We start from the raw sequence: 18,722 nt of genomic DNA, 5'->3' as shown, positions 1-18,722 counted from the left end.
TGCGTGTGCCTAATATCGCCCTCATTATCGGCCCCTTTAGCCCGGACCTGTCGCAGCCGGTGAAAAAGGCCGCCGCGATCATCCTCAATAATATCAAGCAGCAGCGGATCCCGGCGGATGGTGTATTACTGCTGGCCTCGGTACCTTATCAACAGGCCGGTATTGACCGGCGTCGCGCTGAGTTAAAGGCCGCGTTTTTCTGTCAGTTTGCGAAAACCGTGATTGCCGAACAGGAACCGGCATTATTGCCGCTGCTGCAAAGCCGCAGTGCTGTGATGTATTGGCCAGAGCGGCGGCTGGAGTGGTTATAAGCTGGCTAAAACTTGGTGATTTTTACTAAATAGTGGTTTTGATCTGACAGTTTGCTGAATTAATTTGGTGTAGGTGGCTGTTTTTATTTGAAATAAATTTTGGCCGTAAATTTGCATTAACCGGTTGATAGCAATCAATCAGGTTAAAACAGAGGCGAATAATAAAATGCATAACGTAAACAATAAAAAAATATGGTTAGTGCCGGTATTAGTGTTAAGTAGCCTGTTAAGCGGCTGCATTGTTGTGGTCGATGCCGCAGAAGAAACCAACGGTAGTTATCAGGGCACGGCGCAGCAAGGCGATGTCTCGCGGGTAAATGGCAGTATCAGCCTTAATGAACAAAGCCGGGCGGGCAAGGTCTCCACCGTTAATGGCAGCATCCGTCTGGCGGAGCAGGTACAGATTGACAGTGCCGAAACGGTGAATGGCAGTATTAAAGCGGCACAAAATTTAACGGTACAAGGTGGTTTAAGCACAGTGAACGGCAGTATTGAAACGGCAGCGGGCTCGACCATTAAAGCCGATATCAGTACGGTCAATGGCAGTATCCGTCTCAGCGGCAGCGAAGTGGGTGGCGAGCTGGAAACTGTAAACGGCAATATCAGTCTGTTGGCGGGGACAGTGGTAAAGGGCGATCTGATTTATGCTGAGCGCAAACGTCAAAGCGGTTGGTTTGGTAAAGATGACAGCAACCAGCCGACTCTGACCATCAGTGCCGACTCGCGTGTGGAAGGGAAAATTATCCTGCGTCAGCCGGTACAGCTAAAGCTGGAAAATGCCAGTCTGGCTGCCCGGGTGGTGCGTGAGTACTAGGGTCTAGTAGCTAAAGTGTTGCTGCAGGCGGCTAAATTCGTTCTGATAGACGATGATAGCCGCCGCCACCTCATCTTTCACCAGATTGGCCTGCCCCAGACTTTCATTTAGTTTGGCTAACTCATCACGGATCGTAATTCGTTGTTCGCGAGTCAGGCCGTCTGCGACCAGCTGCTCATTGAGCTTGGCGATACTGCTCTCCAGTTCATAGATTTCCTGTTGTATGTCGCGTAACTCGTTATGCGCACCGTCAAGTTGAGTTTTGGCCTGATACAGCGTTTGGCCATCCCGATAACCTGCCATAAAAACACTGGCGAATTCAGGTGGGCAGCTATTCTGATAGCGATGATTGTTGCGACCCTGGGCAAAGCCGTTTTTGGCGGTGCAAAACTGTGCTGAACCCTCGAAATGGCCGGCCCGATAGGCATCCAGATCCGGCGTGACCCCATGTTTGGCACAGTCTTGCCGGTATTGCCGGATTTGACTTTCGTTGCGGCCTTTAATGCCATCTTCAAAACCCAGGGTGCGCCAGTCCGCATTGATGCAGCCGGCCTGATCCAGACTACTACAGCCGCTTAACACCAGGGCAGCAAGCCAGAGCGGGTAGGTTTTTGCATAGGACATAGCTGGATTTCCTTTAATCAGTAGCGGACTGATCCGCCAAAATGGTTTCAATGCGGTTACGGCCACGTTGTTTCGCCTGCATTAAGGTTTTGTCAGCCCGGGCGAACAATTGGTTAAAGCTTTCATCGCTTTGCTGTTCACAGATACCGAAGCTGGCAGTAACCTGTTGTCCGGCGGCTGCGATATGCAACTGTTCGATACTAAGGCGCAAACGCTCACAGATTTTGCTGGCTTCGCGGGTATCGGTATCGGGTAACAATAGCATCAGCTCATCCCCGCCGAAACGCCCCAGCAGATCCTGCTGTCGCAACTGGCGCTGTAAGGTTTGGCATACCTGCTGTAGCACTTCGTCACCGATCTGGTGCCCCAGTAAATCATTCACCTGTTTAAAATGGTCCAGATCCAGCACTGCTAAACAGACTTTATCTTTGCGACGCCCGGCCCGGCCTAACAGTAAATTGGCCTGCTCGATAAAGCCTTGCCGACTTAGCACGCCGGTTAGCGGATCGGTATGCAGGCTGCGTTGTAACTGTTGATTGGTATTCTGCAATAAGGGCACTGCAGTGCCATACAACATGGCAACCGCGATCATCGCAATGGTAAATTGATAAATGGCGGCATAACTGTCCAACTCCAGTAAGGCGGTTAGTAACACGATCGCCAGACTGATCACCGCCAGGCCGCTAAAGCTGCGCCAAATTGATTCGGTATAAACCAACCACATAGCCGGTAAACTTAAGAACAGGATCAGAAAGGTAATTTCCTGCGCCCGAACCTGATGGGCCAGCAACATGCTAAAGGTGAGTAGCAACAGACACAGGACAAGCTTTAGCAGGAAACTGTGACGGGGGCCATGACCATGCTGCAACAACCAGGGCGCCTGTGCAGCAATAGTTTTACTGGTAAAGCGATCGAGTAGCAGTACGAGAAACGGACTTAGCGACAAAATGGCTACCAGATCGCCAATCCACCACCCCAGCCAGATCGCCAGGCGTTCACTTTGGGTAATTAAACCGGCCAGCTGTAAAGACCAAGCACCGCTATATGCGGCAAGCAAGGCGGCAATCGCCGCCAGGATCAGATAAGCAACCAGGGTGCCGGAGTAATTAACCCGGCCACTTTGGATCAGGATACGCAACAATAGGGCGCCCAGCAGGTAGCTCAGACTATGCGCCATTGCTGGCAAGATTGCTGCAGCGTAAGGGATCTGCTCGGCCGGATGAAAACGCTGAAAATGCGATACGCTTACCAGAAAGCAAACCAGTAGCAAAGCCGGGAAGGCTCTTAAGCCAAACAGGGTTAAGGCGGCAAAACTCAGGGCAGCCGGCGGATACCATAAGCTGGCATGGGGGCTGTACTCCAGCAACTCCGCACTCTGATAAAGCAGTATCCAAGCTAGCATCAGCGCCAGTTGTAAGCCGAGCTGAGAACTGATGCGTCCAACTGACGGCATAGCCGCATCCCTACGAAAACATTAGTAAATCGAGTTTAACGCGACTTTATGGCTTTGCCTAGTCACTATAACTTATGGGTTAACCGTGGCGGTTATTGCAGATTGCGGCTTTGCAATAGCTCACTGACAGTAACAAAGCGATAACCTTTCGCCTGCAGTCCCTCGATAATAAGTGGCAGTGCCTCGCGAGAGCTCTGCCGGCTTTGGTACATCACATGTAACAAGATAATACTACCGGGGCGGGCGTTGGCAATCACCGCTGCTGCCATCGCTTGGGGATCCGCTGCCAGTTTTGGCTCGGACTCTGGCTCTAAATCCCACATTATGGTTTTGCGCTGCTGCTGGCTAAGATACCAGGGCAGGGTAAACAGTTTTTTGCCGTAAGGTGGCCGAAACAGGATCTCGTCGGTAAAACCGGCCTGCCGGATTTGCTGATCGGTGCGCTCCACTTCTGACGCCACTATTGCCGGTGATACCAGCAACATACGCTTATGGGTGTAGCTATGATTGCCCAACTGATGCCCGGCCTGCACCAGCAAGCGGCCTTGCTCCGAATGGCGTGCGAGTTCTTGGCCGGTGGCAAAAAATGTGGCCGGCACCTGATAGCGTGCCAGCAGTTCAACCACCTCGGCGGTATAACGCTGTGAGGGGCCATCGTCAAAGGTAAGGGCAATTAACGGCTGTTCTGTTTCCACCCGGGCGATCAGCTCGCCAAACAGCTGATACTGCCGTGATGACGCCAGTTGATACAGGCCAAGTAACAGCAGTAAGAACAGTGAGACAGTTGTAACAGCAGCGGTGCGTTTTTGCATTGAACGTCCTTGTACAAACCAGATTAATATCCAGTTTGGTATATCGGAGCTGAACTGCCAATTAATGTTGAAAATTTATTCTGCCGGTGCCGGCCAATCCGCCGGCCAGCCGTTGTCGCCTTGTTGATAATCACATACGCCATCTGGAAAGATTTGCTGTAATTCCGGCAAATATGGCGTCATATCAACCGGCTGATAGTGCCCGGCGGCAATAAAATCGGCAACCGGTATTAACCGGCATTGCAGGAGTAAGCCATGTGTCGGTGCCCCGGCCTGGCGTCGGCTATTACTGAGCGGCGGGTAGTGCCTGGAGCAGCTGCCATTGGGCTGCCATACCGCTGTACCTGCGGCAATCAGGCTGCCATCGGCAGCAAAGCAGCGGTCACTGGCACTGTCCGGCGCAATACCTTGTTGCAGCCACTGCTCTAAGGCGGCAAAAGCTGCGGCCACCGGCGTATAGTCCGGGTGGCTGACCCAGATCCGCTGCCAATCGTCATTTCCCTGCATCGCCAGGCGTTGTCTGGCCATAAAGGAGGGTTCCAGATGATGCATATCCAGCACCGGATCCAGATAGTGGCGTAAATCGATAATTGGGATCTGCGCCTTACCGAGAAACAGCTGGCCATAGCGATAAGCGCGGTTAATGGCGGCGGTATCGGCACGATAGCGGGGCGCCACCTGAAAATCTGCCGCGTTAGATTTAGGCTGGCTAATATTATGCCGGCCAAAGCTGCTAAGCCAAAGCGGCAGATCCAGCTGGCGGATAAAGCGTACTTTTTCAGGCTGCATCTGTGCCGCTGGCAGCCAGCTACCGATACGGGCATTAAGCTCCAGAAATTGCCGGGCACTCAGTTGCCCGCTGCGCAGCGGCTGCAAGCCATACTGCACGCCGCTATTATCCCACAGGCTATGCGCGAAGCCGTGCTGATCCCGGCCATAAATTTCGACCAGATCCTGCCAGTAACTCCAATGGGTTTGTTGTCGCAACTCGGTGCTGGTAAAGGGTTTTAAGCGGCCCTGATGCGGGTTATGCACCATCGAAGATAAACCAAACCAGGCGTTAATGCACTGGCTGGCGCCTCGTGATGGGGTGGGCCATTGTCCGGCCAGTAGCTGTGCGGCACTGATTTGCCAGCGAAACCTTACGCTTTGCTGCTCACTGGTGCTAAGCCCTTCTATTAGCTGGCGCTGTGCCATACTTTGCCAGCTGGCCTTATCACTGGCGGTAAAGTAGTAATAGTTATGCAGCAGGTCGCAGTCGAGGGCATAGACGACCTGGCTCAGCATATCCGGATAGCTGTATTGTGCGATAGCGGCGTCGAGCAGGCCGGGCGCGTTCTGTGCCAGTAAATATTGTGCAATGCCGCCACCAGAGCCACCGATGCCAATGGTAAACCGCGGTTTGCCATACAAACTTTCAAAATGGCGTTTCAGCCTGACCGCCACCTCTTCGGCGCGCAAAAAATGGTAGGTGTGGCTGGTGCGGTTGGCACTGCTGCTAAGTACCGCATAACCCCGCCGCAGTTGGGCGGCGCGGTTGGCAATCATCCGCTCCAGATTAATGCTGCCTTGCCGAAAACCGATACCTACACCGCCATGAAACTGATAAATCAGCTGCTGATTCCAGCGCTCTGCACTGTCGCGCTCACCGTATTCAGCGGCATTAACCGGCATCAGTACAAAGTAGAAAAAGCGCAGCAGGGTACCTAACTCGACCCGGATCAGCTGCTCATCGCTGCCTAAGGTTTCGCCCTGATAAGGCCGTACCTGATTATCAGCCGTAAGCCGATACCAGAGCAAACGGCTGGGGTGCAGGCAATCCTGGCTGTAACCCAGCTGCTGCTTGTCCTGCACCACGGCAATACCATAGCCCTGCTGATTATCGACTTGCGGTGGTTCCAGGCCTTGCTGCGAAAAGCCGCAATAAAACGGATACTGCAGGCTGCCGGAATAGAGTGGTGTTAACGGGCCAACGGCACCGAGCGCGATAGGATAAGGATAGGGATCGGCCGGGCGTGGGGTAGTGGCAATAAAATCGCTGACCTGCAGTAGCTCGCCCGACGAGTGCGGCGGCTGCGCCAGTACCGGGTGCGGCTCGATAAAGTGTGCCGGATAGCGGCTGCTGGGCCAGAAGTAATAAGCGAGCACCAGGATAGCGCCCAGCAAACTTAGCCATACTTTTCGTCGCATGTCAGCAATCTCTCCCCCGAATTTTGTCGTACTTACTAAGTATTTTATAGCGGGATTTTGCGATGCGATCATTATTCTGTTGCTGGTTATTGCTGCTCTCGACCGCTGCCATGGCCGATGATGCAGCCTGGCAGGTCTGGCGTGAGGGCAAGGCGGTACTAATGCTACGGCATGCCCTGGCGCCGGGTACCGGTGATCCGGCCGGTTTTCAGTTACAGGACTGTCAGACACAGCGTAATTTGAATCAACAGGGGCGGCAGCAGGCTAAAGCCTGGGGGCAAAAATTACGCCAGCAGTATAGTGGTGACATCCGGCTTTATAGCAGCCAGTGGTGCCGTTGCCTGGAAACGGCGCAGTTGATGGCGATAGCGCCGGTGCAACCGCTGCCGGCGCTGAATTCATTTTTTGCCGGGCGCGGTGATGGCCAGCAGCAAATTCAGGCCCTGCTGGACTACTTTGCCAAGGCCAGCGAGAGGCCGCTGGTACTGGTCAGCCATCAGGTCAATTTTACTGCGCTGACCGGTATTTTCCCACAATCGGCAGCCGGAGCCATTTTAGCCTTACCGCTAACCCAGCCGGCGACGGTACTCGCCAGCGTCAGTTTGGATGAGCGCTAGTATCTTGCAATGCCTATTAGCTGTTGTATAGTGGTTAACAGCTTATCAACATTCAGGGGCACGCTATGAGTAAAGCTGTGGTACTGGCCTTGTTAAGTGCCGGGCTATTTTGTGCTGTGGGTAAAGTGCAGGCTGTTTCGGCAGAGTTACAGTGTCAATTACAGGTGCCGGCGGCAGTGCACGGTACTTCTGTGTGGTATCAAATGGGTTATCCGTTTAACCTGACGGCCAATAATCTGGGCTTACTGCCGGGCAGCACCCTGTATCAAATGGCGGAGCAGGCTTTTGGCTTATGGCAACAAGGTGTCAGCGAAACCACCGTTATGGCGCAGGTAAGTCAGCGCTGTGCCAGCTTTAGTGCGGCTGAGCTGAATCGCGAGTATTCGTTTTTCGAAGAAGAAGGCAATACCCCAACGCACCTTACCGCCTGTGGTGATATGACTACCACCGTAGTGCAAAGCTTTGCGCCGTTGGATGGCCAACCGCTGACCCTGAGTAACTTTAAAGCGGTGATTATAGGTGAGGAACAAAAGCCGGCAATTACCCGGTTAATTGTGCAGGCCTTTAATTTAAAACAGCAAGGCCAGCTGGAAACCGCCATTCTGGAGCAAACCTTTGCCTATTGTCAGCAACAAAGCGCCGAATTTAAACAACAACTGGCAGCAGAGTTCTATGCTGAATAACCTCTACGTTGTGGGAGTCGCGAAATGATGATTACAGCAGTCTATGCCGCCTTACTGGCGGTGCTGTTTGTGGTGTTAAGTGTGGCGGTGATCCGGCAGCGCCGTCGCTTACAGGTGGCATTAGGCTCGGGAGGCCATAGTGCACTGCAACGGGCGATGCGGGTGCAGGCCAATTTTGCCGAGTACACGCCTTTTGCGCTGTTGCTGTTATTTCTGGCCGAATATAGCGGTTTGGCCGGGTTTTGGTTGCACCTGCTGGGCGCATTATTAGTGCTCGGGCGCTTAAGCCATGCTTATGGGGTGAGTCAGGATCCTGAACCGCTTAAATTCCGGGTTATCGGCATGGCGCTGACTTTTAGCGTGTTGTTGCTTAGTGCGCTGGCGATACTGGTGCTCTATGTCAGTCGTTGAGCCGGTGGCGCGGCAACTCGCCGCTTACAATCAGCATAATCTGGCCGAGTTTATTGCCTGTTATGCGCCGGATGTACGGATTTACCGCATGCCGGCTATTGAGCCCAGTTTGCAGGGGCGCGATGCGCTGGCACACTTCTATGCTACCGAACGTTTTACCCTGCCAAAGTTACAGGCGGCAGTACTAAGCCGGCAGGTCGTTGGCAATAAAGTCATCGATCATGAACGCGTGACCGGACTACGGGACGAACCTTATGAAGTGGCAGTGGTCTATGAGGTCCAGGCAGGCCTGATTAGCCAGGTCTGGTTTTTTGCTGCTGACTAATGGCAGTTTCTCGCTAGTCGCCGATACCGTGGCCTTACCCTATACCCTCTATTCCCAAAACAAATATGGCAGTATTGCTGTGAAGTAAGTGCCTTGGCTTAGCATTGCTACCTCGCTGGTACTGAGCGGGTACCTGGGCTATGCTAAGCGTAATTTTTTTATGGGTTAGGGTTTGCTTATGTCTCTAGATATTAGCACTTTACTAAAAGCTATTGCTCGTTTGCAAGAAGGTTGGCAGCGCTATCAACTGGATATCAGCGATATCCAGATCCGTGATGGCCTGGTGCAGCGCTTCGAGTTTACCTATGAAATCAGTCATAAAATACTAAAGCGCTATCTTGAGCATAGTTCGCCCTCACCTGAACTGTTCGATCAAATGCCTTTTGCTGATTTGATCCGCAGTGCTAATGAGCAGGGGTTATTACAGGGTGACTGGCCAGCGTGGCGCAGTTATCGTGATATGCGCAGTAAAACCAGCCATACCTACGACGAGGAAATTGCCCTGCAAGTGGTTGCCGGCATCCCTGCCTTTCTCAGTGAAGTACAGTTTTTGGCTGCTGAATTAACTAAGCGGTTAGCCAATGCTAAAGCCTGAAAGTTTGCTGATCAGTGAGCAAGAATGGCGGCAAGTCAGCACGATCTTACAACGCTTACTACCAAACTATGAGGTTTGGGCTTTTGGCTCACGGGTTCAGGGTAATCCCAAGCCCTATTCCGATTTAGATCTGGTTATTATCAATGAGCAGCCACTGCCACTGACACAACTCGCCGAACTGGCGGAAGCCTTTAGTGAGTCAGACCTGCCTTGGAAAGTCGATCTAGTAGATTGGGCCACCACCTCTGAGCGGTTTCGGCAGCTGATAGCGGCGCAAAAGCTGGTAATTAAGCAGTAGCCAGTCTTAGTGGCAGAACATCTCCCAAGTTAACCACAACCGAGAACCGACTGAGAAACGTATGCATACCGGAGTTACCAGCTGAAGCCTGACTTCGACTCCGGTATGCTTGCCGTACCGGAGTCGCAACCTGCGATAGTGGGATTGGCACTTTTGGTTGCTGTGGCGACTGTCCTGATGCGAGGAAAGGCTGCTTTGAGCGCTAAACCCACCCCCGCAAATTACACCTGACTCCGACTCCGGTATGCTTGTCGTACCGGAGTCGCAATCTGCGATAGTGGGATTGGCACTTTTGGTTGCTGTGACGCTAGATTGTGGCGGAGATAGGTCGCTTTGAGTGAATAACTTGTTAAATGGTTATCGCTCATTTTCAAGCTCATGCCATACTCTAAGGACAATGACTGCACTGGAGTGAACAGAATAGCGAACAACATATTTTCCAAAAACCATATCACGGATGATATCTGGGACTGGAGCCATCTGAACCGGCGTCCCCATCGTTGGGAATGCTGGCAACAACTCCATTTTTGCGATCAATTCTGCCGCTATTTTGCTAGCTGCAGTTGGATTATGAACTGCAATAAACTCCCGCAAACGCTTTAAATCTTCGATTGCATCATTGGTATAAACTAGCTTCACTTACCAGACCTCGGTGCATCCTGTTCTTTTTCTGTACCCCAACTGCTTAACCAGTTGTGTACTTCACTAGCGTCAACCACTTTTCCTTGAGCAGCTGACTCCATCGCAGCCAAAGTTTGTTTCCAACGTTCTTGCTGTAAATTCTGCTTATCAATGTATTCCGATAAGGCTTGATTGATCACCCATCCTTTGCTCCGATGAAGCCTGCTCGCAATAGCTTCCAACTGATGCTCAACCTCTGCCTGTAAGCGAACTGTGGTAACACTCATGCTGATACCCCTCTCAACCAAAACACTGTAATACATTGTAGTCAAGAAGGGCTCGTATAGCAATTTAACGTTTGGTGAAGGAGCGGGCTTTAGCCCGTCCAGTGAGCGAAGCGAACGATTTGAACCTGTTTTGTACGCTCAGCATGGGCATGAACTTATGATGTGAAAGTCCTCTGTAGGAAGATCGCCCTTTACCATGTTGAACCAACACGCCCTAACAAATGACAAGGGCAAAAATCGTGAGGTTTTGTCTGGAGGAAGCCGCTAGCAAAACTGCGAGCTGATGAGCAAAAACCTCATATGAGGCGAGCAATCTTATAGTAATTGCAGGGTAAGCCTGACTCCGACTCCGGTATGCTTGCCGTACCGGAGTCGCGATCTGCGATAGTGGGGTAGGCACTTTTAGTTGATGTGGTTCCTGTCTTGCGGTATGCCATGCGTTTAGATATTGATGGCGCTTGTCTCTTCTAGGATACAGTGCTACAGTATATACAGTACGAGGATCCAGAGGTAGCAATGCCTGAAATTGATGCCTTTTTAGGCCTGTCATTTTGCTTGTACTTTTTTGATAACAAGCAACATAAATTGCCTCATGTTCACGTTAAGTACGGCAGGTACGAGCTGATTATTGCAATTGAAACTGGTGAGTGTTTAGAGGGGTATTTACCCAATAAACAACGAAAACGAGCTGAAAGCCACATTTACGAACATCGTGAACAGTTGCTGGTGATGTGGAATAAAGCGGTGAACGGTGAAAATCCTGGGAAGTTAGGTGATATATGTTGAAAGTCATAGATGTTGATTTTGTTTCAGACCACACATTAGAGCTGACCTTCAATGACGGTTACCAGGGGCATGCCGACTTGTCGGTATACTTTAAAAAGTTGCCATTCTCCGAAGTTAAAGACTTTAAACGCTTTTCATTGACCAGTGACGGCGCTTTAAATTGGAGTGGTAATGAACTGTCAGCTGCGACATTGCGTGATATTACGCAGGGCTCTTATAAGCCGACAGAGTTAAGTTTTGACGTTCAGGAGATGGAAACTGTAATCAAGCAAGCTTCCTGGGAGTCAATGATGGAGGGGCGTCCCGATATCCTGCAAGCCGCTATTCGCGCTTATGTAGAGCAGTTTGGTCATGGACAGGTTATTGCTAAGGCCGGCATAAAAAGTCGCACCAGTGCTTACCGTTCCTTAAAGCCTGAAACCACGCCAAACTTTGGCACCCTGGTACAATTGGGGCATGCGGTCATTGAGCTTGCTAAAGATCGAACGGCGGCAAACAAGAAATCAAATATATAGTAATGGCAGGTCAAGTCTGATTTCGACTCCGGTATGCTTGCCGTACCGGAGTCGCGATCTGCGATATATTACAATGGCACGTCATACGATACCGACCTTAGCTTACAACTTGTGTTGTCGAAACCGATAAACAAACCAAAAGGTGAACCCAGTCCTGATGTGCCGCTAAAGTATGTGCCGATAAATTCACCCTCTAAAACACCACCATTGAAATATGCGGTTATTCGGTTGAACTGGATGTTTGAGAGATAGAACTGATTACCTCTCCTAAAATCGACTATGCTTCCAATAGACTGCAGTGCCTGTGTAACGGTGTTGTAACTCCCGCCTTCTTTCTCAACAAGCTCAATGAGTTCTTCAAAAGTCATTTCTGACGTTGCTTTTTCAATTTCACCAGCACAATTTCCAGCGTAAACTAGGCAACTGAAAATGGAAGCAAAGATTAATACGAAATACTTCATATTACCTCGTAAAAGCTAACGCTTATTTGGCGGCACGTACTGTATTGAAATACGAGCTTTTCCGCCTTTGAAAATTTAATGTATAGAACACTACATCACTTTTTATAACTGAAAAGAGGTTATAGGTACAGCCGGTGTTTGCATTTGCTGCAAATACGGATTAATCAGTCTATAAGCATTGGCTATGCTCAGATACCGACAGGATACTTCTATTGTTCCAGTACCTGCTATTGGCAAAAAGCCTTTCCTCTCTGCTAAAGCATTGATTGAAAATGAGGGCAATGGTTTCTCACCCACTATCGCAGGTTGCGACTCCGGTACGCAAGCATACCGGAGTCGGGGTGCGAGGCAGCATCAGGTTACGACTTCGGTAAGGCAAGCGCGTCCGTGTTGGGTGGTATTAGCAGCGGTACCGGCTTAAGTGGCATCGCCTGCATTTGTTGCTGGCGCAGGCCTTTTAGTTGTTGGCAGATGAGTTGCTGATAGGGGGTAAAAGCCGGATGCATAGTCATGGTTACGAGGCCGGGTTGGAATTTTAACTGCTTGTTATCCAGCATTACCGGGCTGGCAGTGTGTTGGAACAGGCTTAGCTCGGGTAAGAGCATACTGCTGCAACCTAAACTGATGGCGATGCTTAACCCCGCTAAATCGGCATCGCCAAAATAGATACAGGGTTTACCGGTTTGCTGCCAGGCATCACAGAGGGCAGCACAGCCGCTGCTGTATTGCCTATCTCCTCGATAGATGATCAGTGGCTGCTGGTACGGCATAGTGAGCGTAAAACGCTGCAGCTGATAGAAGCAATCCAGGTTTTCTACTACTAGTAGGGCGTCATAGGCGCTGAGCGGCAGTTGCTGCCAGTCGAGATCGCTAAACTGCAGTGCTGGCAAGCCTTGAGCGTAAAGCGGGGTGTTAAGCCTGATTAATACCCGATGCTGGCGCGGGCTGGCGCCTGCGCCTTTTAGCTCTTGCTGGCTGTGTAAGCTTTGCTCCAGTCGATCCTGACTGCTAAGGGGCTGGCGGAAACACGCTTGCCCTAACGCTTGCTGGGCCTTTGCAATTTGCTCTAACAGCGCCCGGTTAAATTGCACTCTAGGTAAGCGCGCACTGTGTGCCGGTAATAATTGCTGTTCAATACACCAAGCAATTACCTGGGCAGCGATCTTACTGTCGGCTTTAATGGCTGCACTGCCGTCGCGTTGCAGGCGCTGCTCCAGCTTTAACAGCCAGTTTAGCGCCTGTAACCCCAGAGCCTGATGCATCAGGCTGCCTGCAAACCAATACTGATATCGCGGATCAGGTACAGGCTGTTAACGGCGCTGGCCGGGCTTTCTTCGCGTTGCAGCTGGAACATCTGCTTTTCTGCCACCGGTAATGCCTGATACTCGGCCAGGATCTGATAGAGCCAGATCTCGCTGTCCCAGGGCAGTTGTTGTTCTGTCAGATACTCCAGCGCACTTAAACTGCCGCCGCGGTCGATCACCCGCAAATAGAAGTTTTCGACATCGGTTTTTAGTGCCAACTGGCGGGCTGCGATTTCTTCATCCTGCAGCAGCTCACTAAAGCTGGCGCTTGGCGTATCAGACAGCGCCACCGCAACCTGCCGTGGCAGGGCGCGTACCAGTTCGGCCAGTATTTGCCGTTCACTGGCTTTATCCAGCGCGATAGCGGCCTGTGGCCTGATGGCACTGGCCTGGTTAAACAGGTCCGGTAGCTCGCTGCGGTTGGGATAATCGGCCGGCTGATATTTTGGATGCTGGCGTAAAAACGCCACCATATTGCTAATCAGCAAGGATCGCGATTGTTGCTGGCGGAACTTGGCCAGCAGCTCGACCAGGCGTTTTTGCACCTCCAGCAAGCTACTATGATGCGAGCTCAGCTGGCTTTGCAGCTGGCTGACCAGCAGCTTACGCAGATGGTTATTACCTTCCGATAGCTCAATCAGTTCGGTAAAGTCGAGCAGATCCAGGCCATCGAGCAAGCGGCGCAGTTGTTTTTGTGCGCGCTCGTTCTCGCGAATTTTATCGTCCAGACTGCTGACAAAACCAAAGTCGCTGTTGAGCCGGTGCCACAGGCTGTCGATTGCCTCTTCAAACTGGCCGCTTAAGTCATGCACATGCTCAGTTAACCGCTGCAGCTGTAACTCGGCCACTGCATAGTCGCCTTTGTACTGCGCATCGCGATAAGCCTGCACCCGGTTGCGGATTTGCTCCAGTTTTTCGGCCACGTCGGCGTTGATCTGGCGGCGGTTTTCATCGGCGACCATACTGGCGATCAGCTCGCTGACTAAAGGCCGCAGTGCCAGCGGTTGCTGTTCGTCTGGCCGCCACAAAATACGGGCGGCAATCAGCTTTTTCAGTGCCCCTTCACTAAAGGCTGTTTCATCGACATAGCCATCCAGATAACCCTGCATCAGTTGCTTGTGGTACTTGCCGAGCAAAGCCAGCCGCTCAGCACCGGTATTAAACAGGTTGGAGGCGATGCCCGGGGGCGGATCCAGCGGCGCCATCAGAGTAATGCCTCCTGCTGCGGGGTATCTTCCACCGGCAGATGTTCTTCATCGCGGATAAAGCGAATCACATCAATCAGATAATCAATTTTACCGGTAACGATATAGTACTGGCGGTCAGCATGCGGCTGCAGCAGATAGCCATGTTCTTTTAAGCGACGGAAAATCAGCTTTACCTGACTATCCAGTTGCTCGCTCTGGCTATTAAAAAAGCGGTCGCTGGCCAGTGTATTCAGGCGTTGGCGCAGGCTCTGGTTATCTTCGGTACGTAGCACAAACTCCTGCAGCTTGATGGTGTCGCCAGCGGTCAGGGCGCTATCCCGGCCCAGGGTTTCCTGTACCAGTTGCAACCATTCCAGCAGCGGCAGCAGTGACTGCACCGTTTGCGCAAATTGCTGACTCAGCTGCTCGCGTGCCTCTTTGCTCAGCTCGTAGTAGCCAAGAAAATACACGCTCTGGTCATCATTACTGACCAGCCGGCGGTTCAGCGGCCGCAGGTAATGATTGATGTCCTGCTGGGTTTGCTCCAAACTTAAATGCCGGTAGGCATCTTCATCGGTAATGCGGCAGATAAAATCGCCTGCCAGCAGGCGTTCCAGTAAGGGTCCGTGTTGCAGCATCAGTTTGCCTCCTGCTGTTTACTGGCTAAGCGCTCGGCTAAGCGGCTGATTTTGGGTTGAATACGTTTCAGGCGGCGCAGGCTGCTATTCTGCTGGTCCGGCTCAATTAAATAGCGGTGCTGGAATAACATTAACACATCGGATTCCGGGTTCGGGAAGGCGCCGACTATCACGATCTGATTGCTGCTACAGGCCTTAAACAGTTTCTCGACGTTGTGATAGGCCAGGGTACCGATTTCATCAATCGGCCAGTGGATGGTGACCTTAGCTGCACCGCGCAATAAGCGGGTAAAGGCCAGCAGGTACTTACACAGAATCAGATAAGCCATACCATGGCTGGAGGATTCCAGCAGCTGGCGGTCGTTTTTAATTACCAGCTCGGAGCCGCCTTCGCTTAAATGCAGCTCAAGGCGCAACAGCGATTCTATACTGTACTGCTCATCGGCGCGCAGCAGCTCCACCACATCTGCCAGCGCATTCAGATACTGCTCCGACGGTAAGGCTTTCCCGGAGGCGCCCCAGTCATCATACAGCTTGGCAAAGTGCTTCAGCGGCTGCCAGAAACCCAGTTCGTCGATGGTCGATAAAATCCGTACTTCAGATTTGCTGATCCCTTCCAGCACCAGATCGTCGGCCACGGCTTCGCTTAAGCGGCGGCTTTGCAGCGCAATGCGGCGGTTAATATCGCTAAAGACGGTAAAGAATTTTTTCAGATCGCCGCCGATATTCTCGCCCATTTCCAGCAGCTGTTGCTGGGCATCTTTCAGAATTTGCAGCAGGTTTTGCAGAATCGGCAGCTGGTCGCGTTCTTTCGCCCGCTCTGTGGAGTAGTCGGGCAGCTTACGTTTTTCATGCTCCAGCCGGTCGAGGAACTCCGGGCCGGCGTCTTTACTAAGCATGCCCTCAAACTGCGCCAGTGCTTGTTTTAGCAGGCTTTCCAGTTTGTTACGTTGCTCCAGTGCTTCATTAGCCCGGGCCAGGCGTTCAATGATATCTGCACTCGGGTTCGCCGCGGCCGGGCTAATGCTGGCCAATTGCAGATCTTGCAGTTTCGTCAGTACCGGCTTTAACTGCGCCACTAAGTGCTCGGCTTGCTGCATCTGCTCCTGCACGCTGCGCTTTTGTTCTTCCAGCTGTTTGCTGTTGGCGCTGTATTCGGTTTTTAACTGCTCCAGTGCCTGCTTGCTGCTACGCAGCTGCTGCTTTAAGCCGGTTTCCTGCTCCAGTAGCTGCGGCCGCAGTTTCTGCCAGTCCAGCGCCATAAAGCTTTGCCAGGCGGTTAGTTCATCCTGGCGGCTTTCAACGGCTTTGATCTCGCCGCGTAACTGATCCTGTTTCTGTTTTAGCTCGGTCAGGCGACGCGGGTCGATGCCTTTCGCCGACAGTTCTTCGTTAAAGGCTTGTTGCAGCTCTTTAATTTGCTGCTGGTTATCATCGCGCTTGCGCTCAAGCTGCCGTTCCAGCTCGTCGATCTGCTCGTCAAACACCTGTAGCTCAGCCTGCCAGTCGGCTTTTAGCTCCATGCGCTGGCTGTGATGATCGTCTTTTAGCGCCTGCAGGTCCTGCTGCTGTTGCTGCTTAGTTTTTTCCAGCTGTTGCTGCTGGGCAGACAGCTCGGCTTTAACTTTGGCCTGACGCTGGGTCACCAGCTCACGCTGCTGCGCCTGCAGGCGGTTACGGGCATCGCGGGCGTACTCGATATTCTGCTCGTACTGGGTAAACTGCCACTCGGCCTGCTCGACCTGAGCCCGCAATAGCTCGGCCTGTTCAAAGCGCTCTTTTAACAGCTTTTCGGCCAGCTGTTTCTGACTTTGCAGTTGTTGTACCTGCTGCTCGGCGGCCTGAATACGGTGGCGGATCGCGGCCTCATCCTGGGCATAATCCGGGGTATCAATGGCAGTCAGCTCCAGCGTCAGGCCATAGAGGTTGTCGCTAAGCTCGCTCAGATGCGGCTGTAAGTCCTGCCGGTCCAGCAGACGCTCGTCCAGCACCTTACCGAGTTTTTGCTCCCAGCCATTGTAGTGCAGACGCAGGAAATGCCGCAGACTGCCTTGTTCCGGACTGAGCTGGCGGTGTAGTTGCTGTAGCTGTTGCTCGGCACTGTGCAGTGCTTTGCGGCCTTGCTCCAGTTGCTGGTCGGCCTGTTCGCGTGCTTCGCGGGCTTTTTGATACTGCTGCTGTAATTGCTGCAGTTGCCGGGCCTGCTGCTGTGCCTGTTGCTGCGCTTGCTCCAGCCGCAGCTCGGCAACGCGCTGCGCTTCCAGCTCCTCTTCGGTTAACGCCGGGCTGCTAAGCTGGCTTTGTAATACGGCGATCTGGCTGCTTAGCTGGGTTAGCTGGTCGGCATATTGCTGCTGGGCCTCTTGCAGGCGGCCCTGGAAGCCTTGCTCCAGCGTCGCCAGCTTGTGTTCCTGCTGCTCGCGGGTCTGATCTTTTTGTTGTTGTAAGGTGCGCGCCTTGGCGCGGTGTTGCTCACTTAAGCGGTTAAAGGCTTCGGCCAGTTTGGCTTTGCGTTGCTCCAGCTGGCGCTCTAAATCGCCATGCTGCTCCACCATCAATTGATACTGCTCGGCCAGCTCCTGCAGGGTTTCACGCCACAGTGGCAAGGCATCGGTATCGCGCTGCAGTTTTGGCATATCCTTGCTGTCGTAGTCGTCATAGCGCTGCTGCAATTGGTCCAGCCGGGCGCTGGTTTCATGTAAACCGGCTTCGGCCTGGGCCAGCTTGCTGCTCAGCTCCAGCTGTTGGGCATTATAAACGTCCTTGGCGGTTTGCAGCTGCCCCCGTAGCAGATGCACCTGTGCTTCGGCATCGGCTTTACGTTGTTTTTGCTGCTGCTCATCGTCTTGTAGCAGCGGTAGCAGCGCCGCTAACAGGGCTTCGCTGGCGTCGAGTTGCTGCGCCAGTTGCTTTAGCCGCTCAAAATCCTGTTGCAGCCGGTCCAGTCGCATCGACTGCCGCATCTGCTGGATCCATTCCCGCGCCTTAGTGTTTTTAACCTTGGTGGTGGGCAGGGTGACGCCGTCTTCTTCAAAGATCGCTGCCAGCATCGCTTTGAGCGTATCCATTTTGCCTTCTTTGGCATGCACGGCGCTGACCAGCTTTTCGATATGCCGCAGTTTATGGCCACTGGCAACCAGGCTGTAACTGCTGGCCAGGCGGCGCAGTTTAAGACTATCGGCATTGTTGCCGCGCAGCGCGGCGGCATCGTTCTGAATAATGCTGCGATACTCGCTGGTGGCACTGATTTTTGGCGACACCTGTACATCCGGGCGGGCGCGCATTGCCGCTGCCCAGTCACTGTAGCTCATACCTTTGGCGCCTTCGCTGCTGTGCTGCAGATAAAAGTCGCTCTGATAGGGCGCGCCAACAAAGCGGTAATCGACACCGCCGTCGCTTTTCCGGGTTAGCACTACCTGGCAAATTTCGCCGCCTTCGCGCCGGTATTCATAGATCAGATAGCTGTTGGTATAAGGCAGGTAAAATTCATCGAATTTTTTGCGGGTTTTTGGCACCACCCGGTTCGGCTGTTCACCGTAAAATACCGGTACCAGCCGCTGCAGCGTGGTTTTACCCGAGGCGTTGGTACCGCATATATTAGTATGCTGATCCAGTTGTAATTCCACCACACCCGGCAGGTGGGTATGGATCAGCACAATACGAAGTAATTGAGACATAGCGCATCCTATCGGCGGCGCAGAATCGCAGCGCCGCTATCTTCTGATTTTGGCGGTTATTATCCATGGAATAGCGGGAATTGCCAGTTCAAATACAGCCGCCAGTGCCAGGG

At 52.5% G+C, this 18,722-nt stretch carries 20 protein-coding genes and 1 pseudogene; 10 read left to right on the top strand and 11 right to left on the bottom strand.

What is annotated here, in order from left to right:
* Positions 1-311: pseudogene (locus AJE_RS07765) on the top strand (hypothetical protein); the annotation flags it as partial.
* 166 nt (positions 312-477) lie between these two features.
* Entirely contained in the window at positions 478-1,125 is a 648-nt protein-coding gene (locus tag AJE_RS07760) for a DUF4097 family beta strand repeat-containing protein (RefSeq protein ID WP_008950380.1), read from the top strand.
* Positions 1,126-1,128: 3 nt separating this feature from the next.
* Here AJE_RS07760 and AJE_RS07755 read toward each other — a convergent pair whose 3' ends face one another.
* The 4 genes from AJE_RS07755 to AJE_RS07740 form a co-directional block, all read right to left on the bottom strand.
* On the bottom strand, positions 1,129-1,749 hold the full coding sequence (locus AJE_RS07755; protein ID WP_008950379.1) for a DUF2799 domain-containing protein: 621 nt from the start codon (positions 1,747-1,749) through the stop codon (positions 1,129-1,131).
* A 13-nt stretch (positions 1,750-1,762) separates the two neighbouring features.
* Entirely contained in the window at positions 1,763-3,202 is a 1,440-nt protein-coding gene (locus tag AJE_RS07750) for a GGDEF domain-containing protein (RefSeq protein ID WP_008950378.1), read from the bottom strand.
* A 92-nt stretch (positions 3,203-3,294) separates the two neighbouring features.
* Positions 3,295-4,014, bottom strand: a complete 720-nt coding sequence (locus AJE_RS07745; RefSeq protein WP_008950377.1) for a polysaccharide deacetylase family protein — start codon at positions 4,012-4,014, stop codon at positions 3,295-3,297.
* A 75-nt stretch (positions 4,015-4,089) separates the two neighbouring features.
* Positions 4,090-6,204: a DUF6351 family protein gene (locus tag AJE_RS07740; protein WP_008950376.1), complete on the bottom strand. Its 2,115-nt coding sequence runs from the start codon at positions 6,202-6,204 to the stop codon at positions 4,090-4,092.
* A 62-nt stretch (positions 6,205-6,266) separates the two neighbouring features.
* On the opposite strand from AJE_RS07740, the gene AJE_RS07735 reads away from it, so the two are divergent.
* The 6 genes from AJE_RS07735 to AJE_RS07710 all read left to right on the top strand — a co-directional run bounded on the left by AJE_RS07735 (position 6,267) and on the right by AJE_RS07710 (position 9,133).
* A complete protein-coding gene (locus AJE_RS07735) occupies positions 6,267-6,821 on the top strand; it encodes a histidine phosphatase family protein (protein ID WP_008950375.1) in 555 nt (184 codons plus the stop codon).
* A gap of 65 nt (positions 6,822-6,886) precedes the next feature.
* The gene (locus AJE_RS07730) at positions 6,887-7,504 is read left to right on the top strand and encodes a hypothetical protein (protein WP_008950374.1); all 618 of its coding nucleotides are present in this window, start codon (positions 6,887-6,889) and stop codon (positions 7,502-7,504) included.
* Positions 7,505-7,528: 24 nt separating this feature from the next.
* Positions 7,529-7,915 carry an MAPEG family protein gene (locus AJE_RS07725; protein ID WP_008950373.1) on the top strand — a complete coding sequence of 129 codons (387 nt, stop codon included), beginning with the start codon at positions 7,529-7,531 and terminating at the stop codon, positions 7,913-7,915.
* Positions 7,902-8,240, top strand: coding sequence for a nuclear transport factor 2 family protein (locus AJE_RS07720; protein WP_008950372.1), 339 nt, complete (start codon positions 7,902-7,904; stop codon positions 8,238-8,240). Before AJE_RS07725 ends, AJE_RS07720 begins: the two co-directional genes overlap by 14 nt.
* Before the next feature lie 178 nt (positions 8,241-8,418).
* A complete protein-coding gene (locus tag AJE_RS07715; protein WP_008950371.1) occupies positions 8,419-8,835 on the top strand; it encodes a nucleotidyltransferase substrate binding protein in 417 nt (138 codons plus the stop codon).
* Positions 8,822-9,133, top strand: a complete 312-nt coding sequence (locus AJE_RS07710) for a nucleotidyltransferase family protein (protein ID WP_008950370.1) — start codon at positions 8,822-8,824, stop codon at positions 9,131-9,133. The genes AJE_RS07715 and AJE_RS07710 overlap by 14 nt, the downstream gene beginning before the upstream one ends.
* A gap of 357 nt (positions 9,134-9,490) precedes the next feature.
* Here the strand turns inward: AJE_RS07710 and AJE_RS07705 are convergent, their stop codons facing one another.
* Positions 9,491-9,772, bottom strand: a complete 282-nt coding sequence (locus tag AJE_RS07705; RefSeq protein WP_008950369.1) for a type II toxin-antitoxin system RelE/ParE family toxin — start codon at positions 9,770-9,772, stop codon at positions 9,491-9,493.
* Positions 9,769-10,041, bottom strand: coding sequence for a CopG family ribbon-helix-helix protein (locus AJE_RS07700; protein ID WP_008950368.1), 273 nt, complete (start codon positions 10,039-10,041; stop codon positions 9,769-9,771). Before AJE_RS07700 ends, AJE_RS07705 begins: the two co-directional genes overlap by 4 nt.
* Before the next feature lie 516 nt (positions 10,042-10,557).
* Between AJE_RS07700 and dhiT the strand changes: the two genes are divergently transcribed.
* Together dhiT and dhiA are read left to right on the top strand one after the other, a co-directional pair.
* Positions 10,558-10,827, top strand: coding sequence for a type II toxin-antitoxin system toxin DhiT (gene dhiT, locus AJE_RS07695; protein WP_008950367.1), 270 nt, complete (start codon positions 10,558-10,560; stop codon positions 10,825-10,827).
* Complete coding sequence (gene dhiA / locus AJE_RS07690; RefSeq protein ID WP_008950366.1) at positions 10,821-11,342, top strand: type II toxin-antitoxin system antitoxin DhiA; 522 nt, start codon at positions 10,821-10,823, stop codon at positions 11,340-11,342. The genes dhiT and dhiA overlap by 7 nt, the downstream gene beginning before the upstream one ends.
* Positions 11,343-11,410: 68 nt before the next feature.
* On the opposite strand, the gene AJE_RS07685 is transcribed toward dhiA, so the two are convergent.
* From AJE_RS07685 to AJE_RS07665, 5 genes are all read right to left on the bottom strand, one after another.
* Positions 11,411-11,803, bottom strand: a complete 393-nt coding sequence (locus tag AJE_RS07685; protein ID WP_008950365.1) for a hypothetical protein — start codon at positions 11,801-11,803, stop codon at positions 11,411-11,413.
* A gap of 359 nt (positions 11,804-12,162) precedes the next feature.
* Positions 12,163-13,065: a DUF7281 domain-containing protein gene (locus AJE_RS07680; RefSeq protein ID WP_008950364.1), complete on the bottom strand. Its 903-nt coding sequence runs from the start codon at positions 13,063-13,065 to the stop codon at positions 12,163-12,165.
* Positions 13,065-14,312, bottom strand: coding sequence for a hypothetical protein (locus tag AJE_RS07675; RefSeq protein ID WP_008950363.1), 1,248 nt, complete (start codon positions 14,310-14,312; stop codon positions 13,065-13,067). The genes AJE_RS07680 and AJE_RS07675 overlap by 1 nt, the downstream gene beginning before the upstream one ends.
* A complete protein-coding gene (locus tag AJE_RS07670) occupies positions 14,312-14,932 on the bottom strand; it encodes a condensin complex protein MksE (protein ID WP_008950362.1) in 621 nt (206 codons plus the stop codon). The genes AJE_RS07675 and AJE_RS07670 overlap by 1 nt, the downstream gene beginning before the upstream one ends.
* A complete protein-coding gene (locus AJE_RS07665; RefSeq protein ID WP_008950361.1) occupies positions 14,932-18,609 on the bottom strand; it encodes an ATP-binding protein in 3,678 nt (1,225 codons plus the stop codon). Before AJE_RS07665 ends, AJE_RS07670 begins: the two co-directional genes overlap by 1 nt.
* Positions 18,610-18,722 lie beyond the last annotated feature (113 nt).

The organism is Alishewanella jeotgali KCTC 22429 (assembly GCF_000245735.1).
GTDB lineage: Bacteria > Pseudomonadota > Gammaproteobacteria > Enterobacterales > Alteromonadaceae > Alishewanella > Alishewanella jeotgali.
The sequence above is the reverse complement of the archived record's forward strand: the minus strand, read 5'-3'. Positions and strand labels throughout refer to the sequence as shown.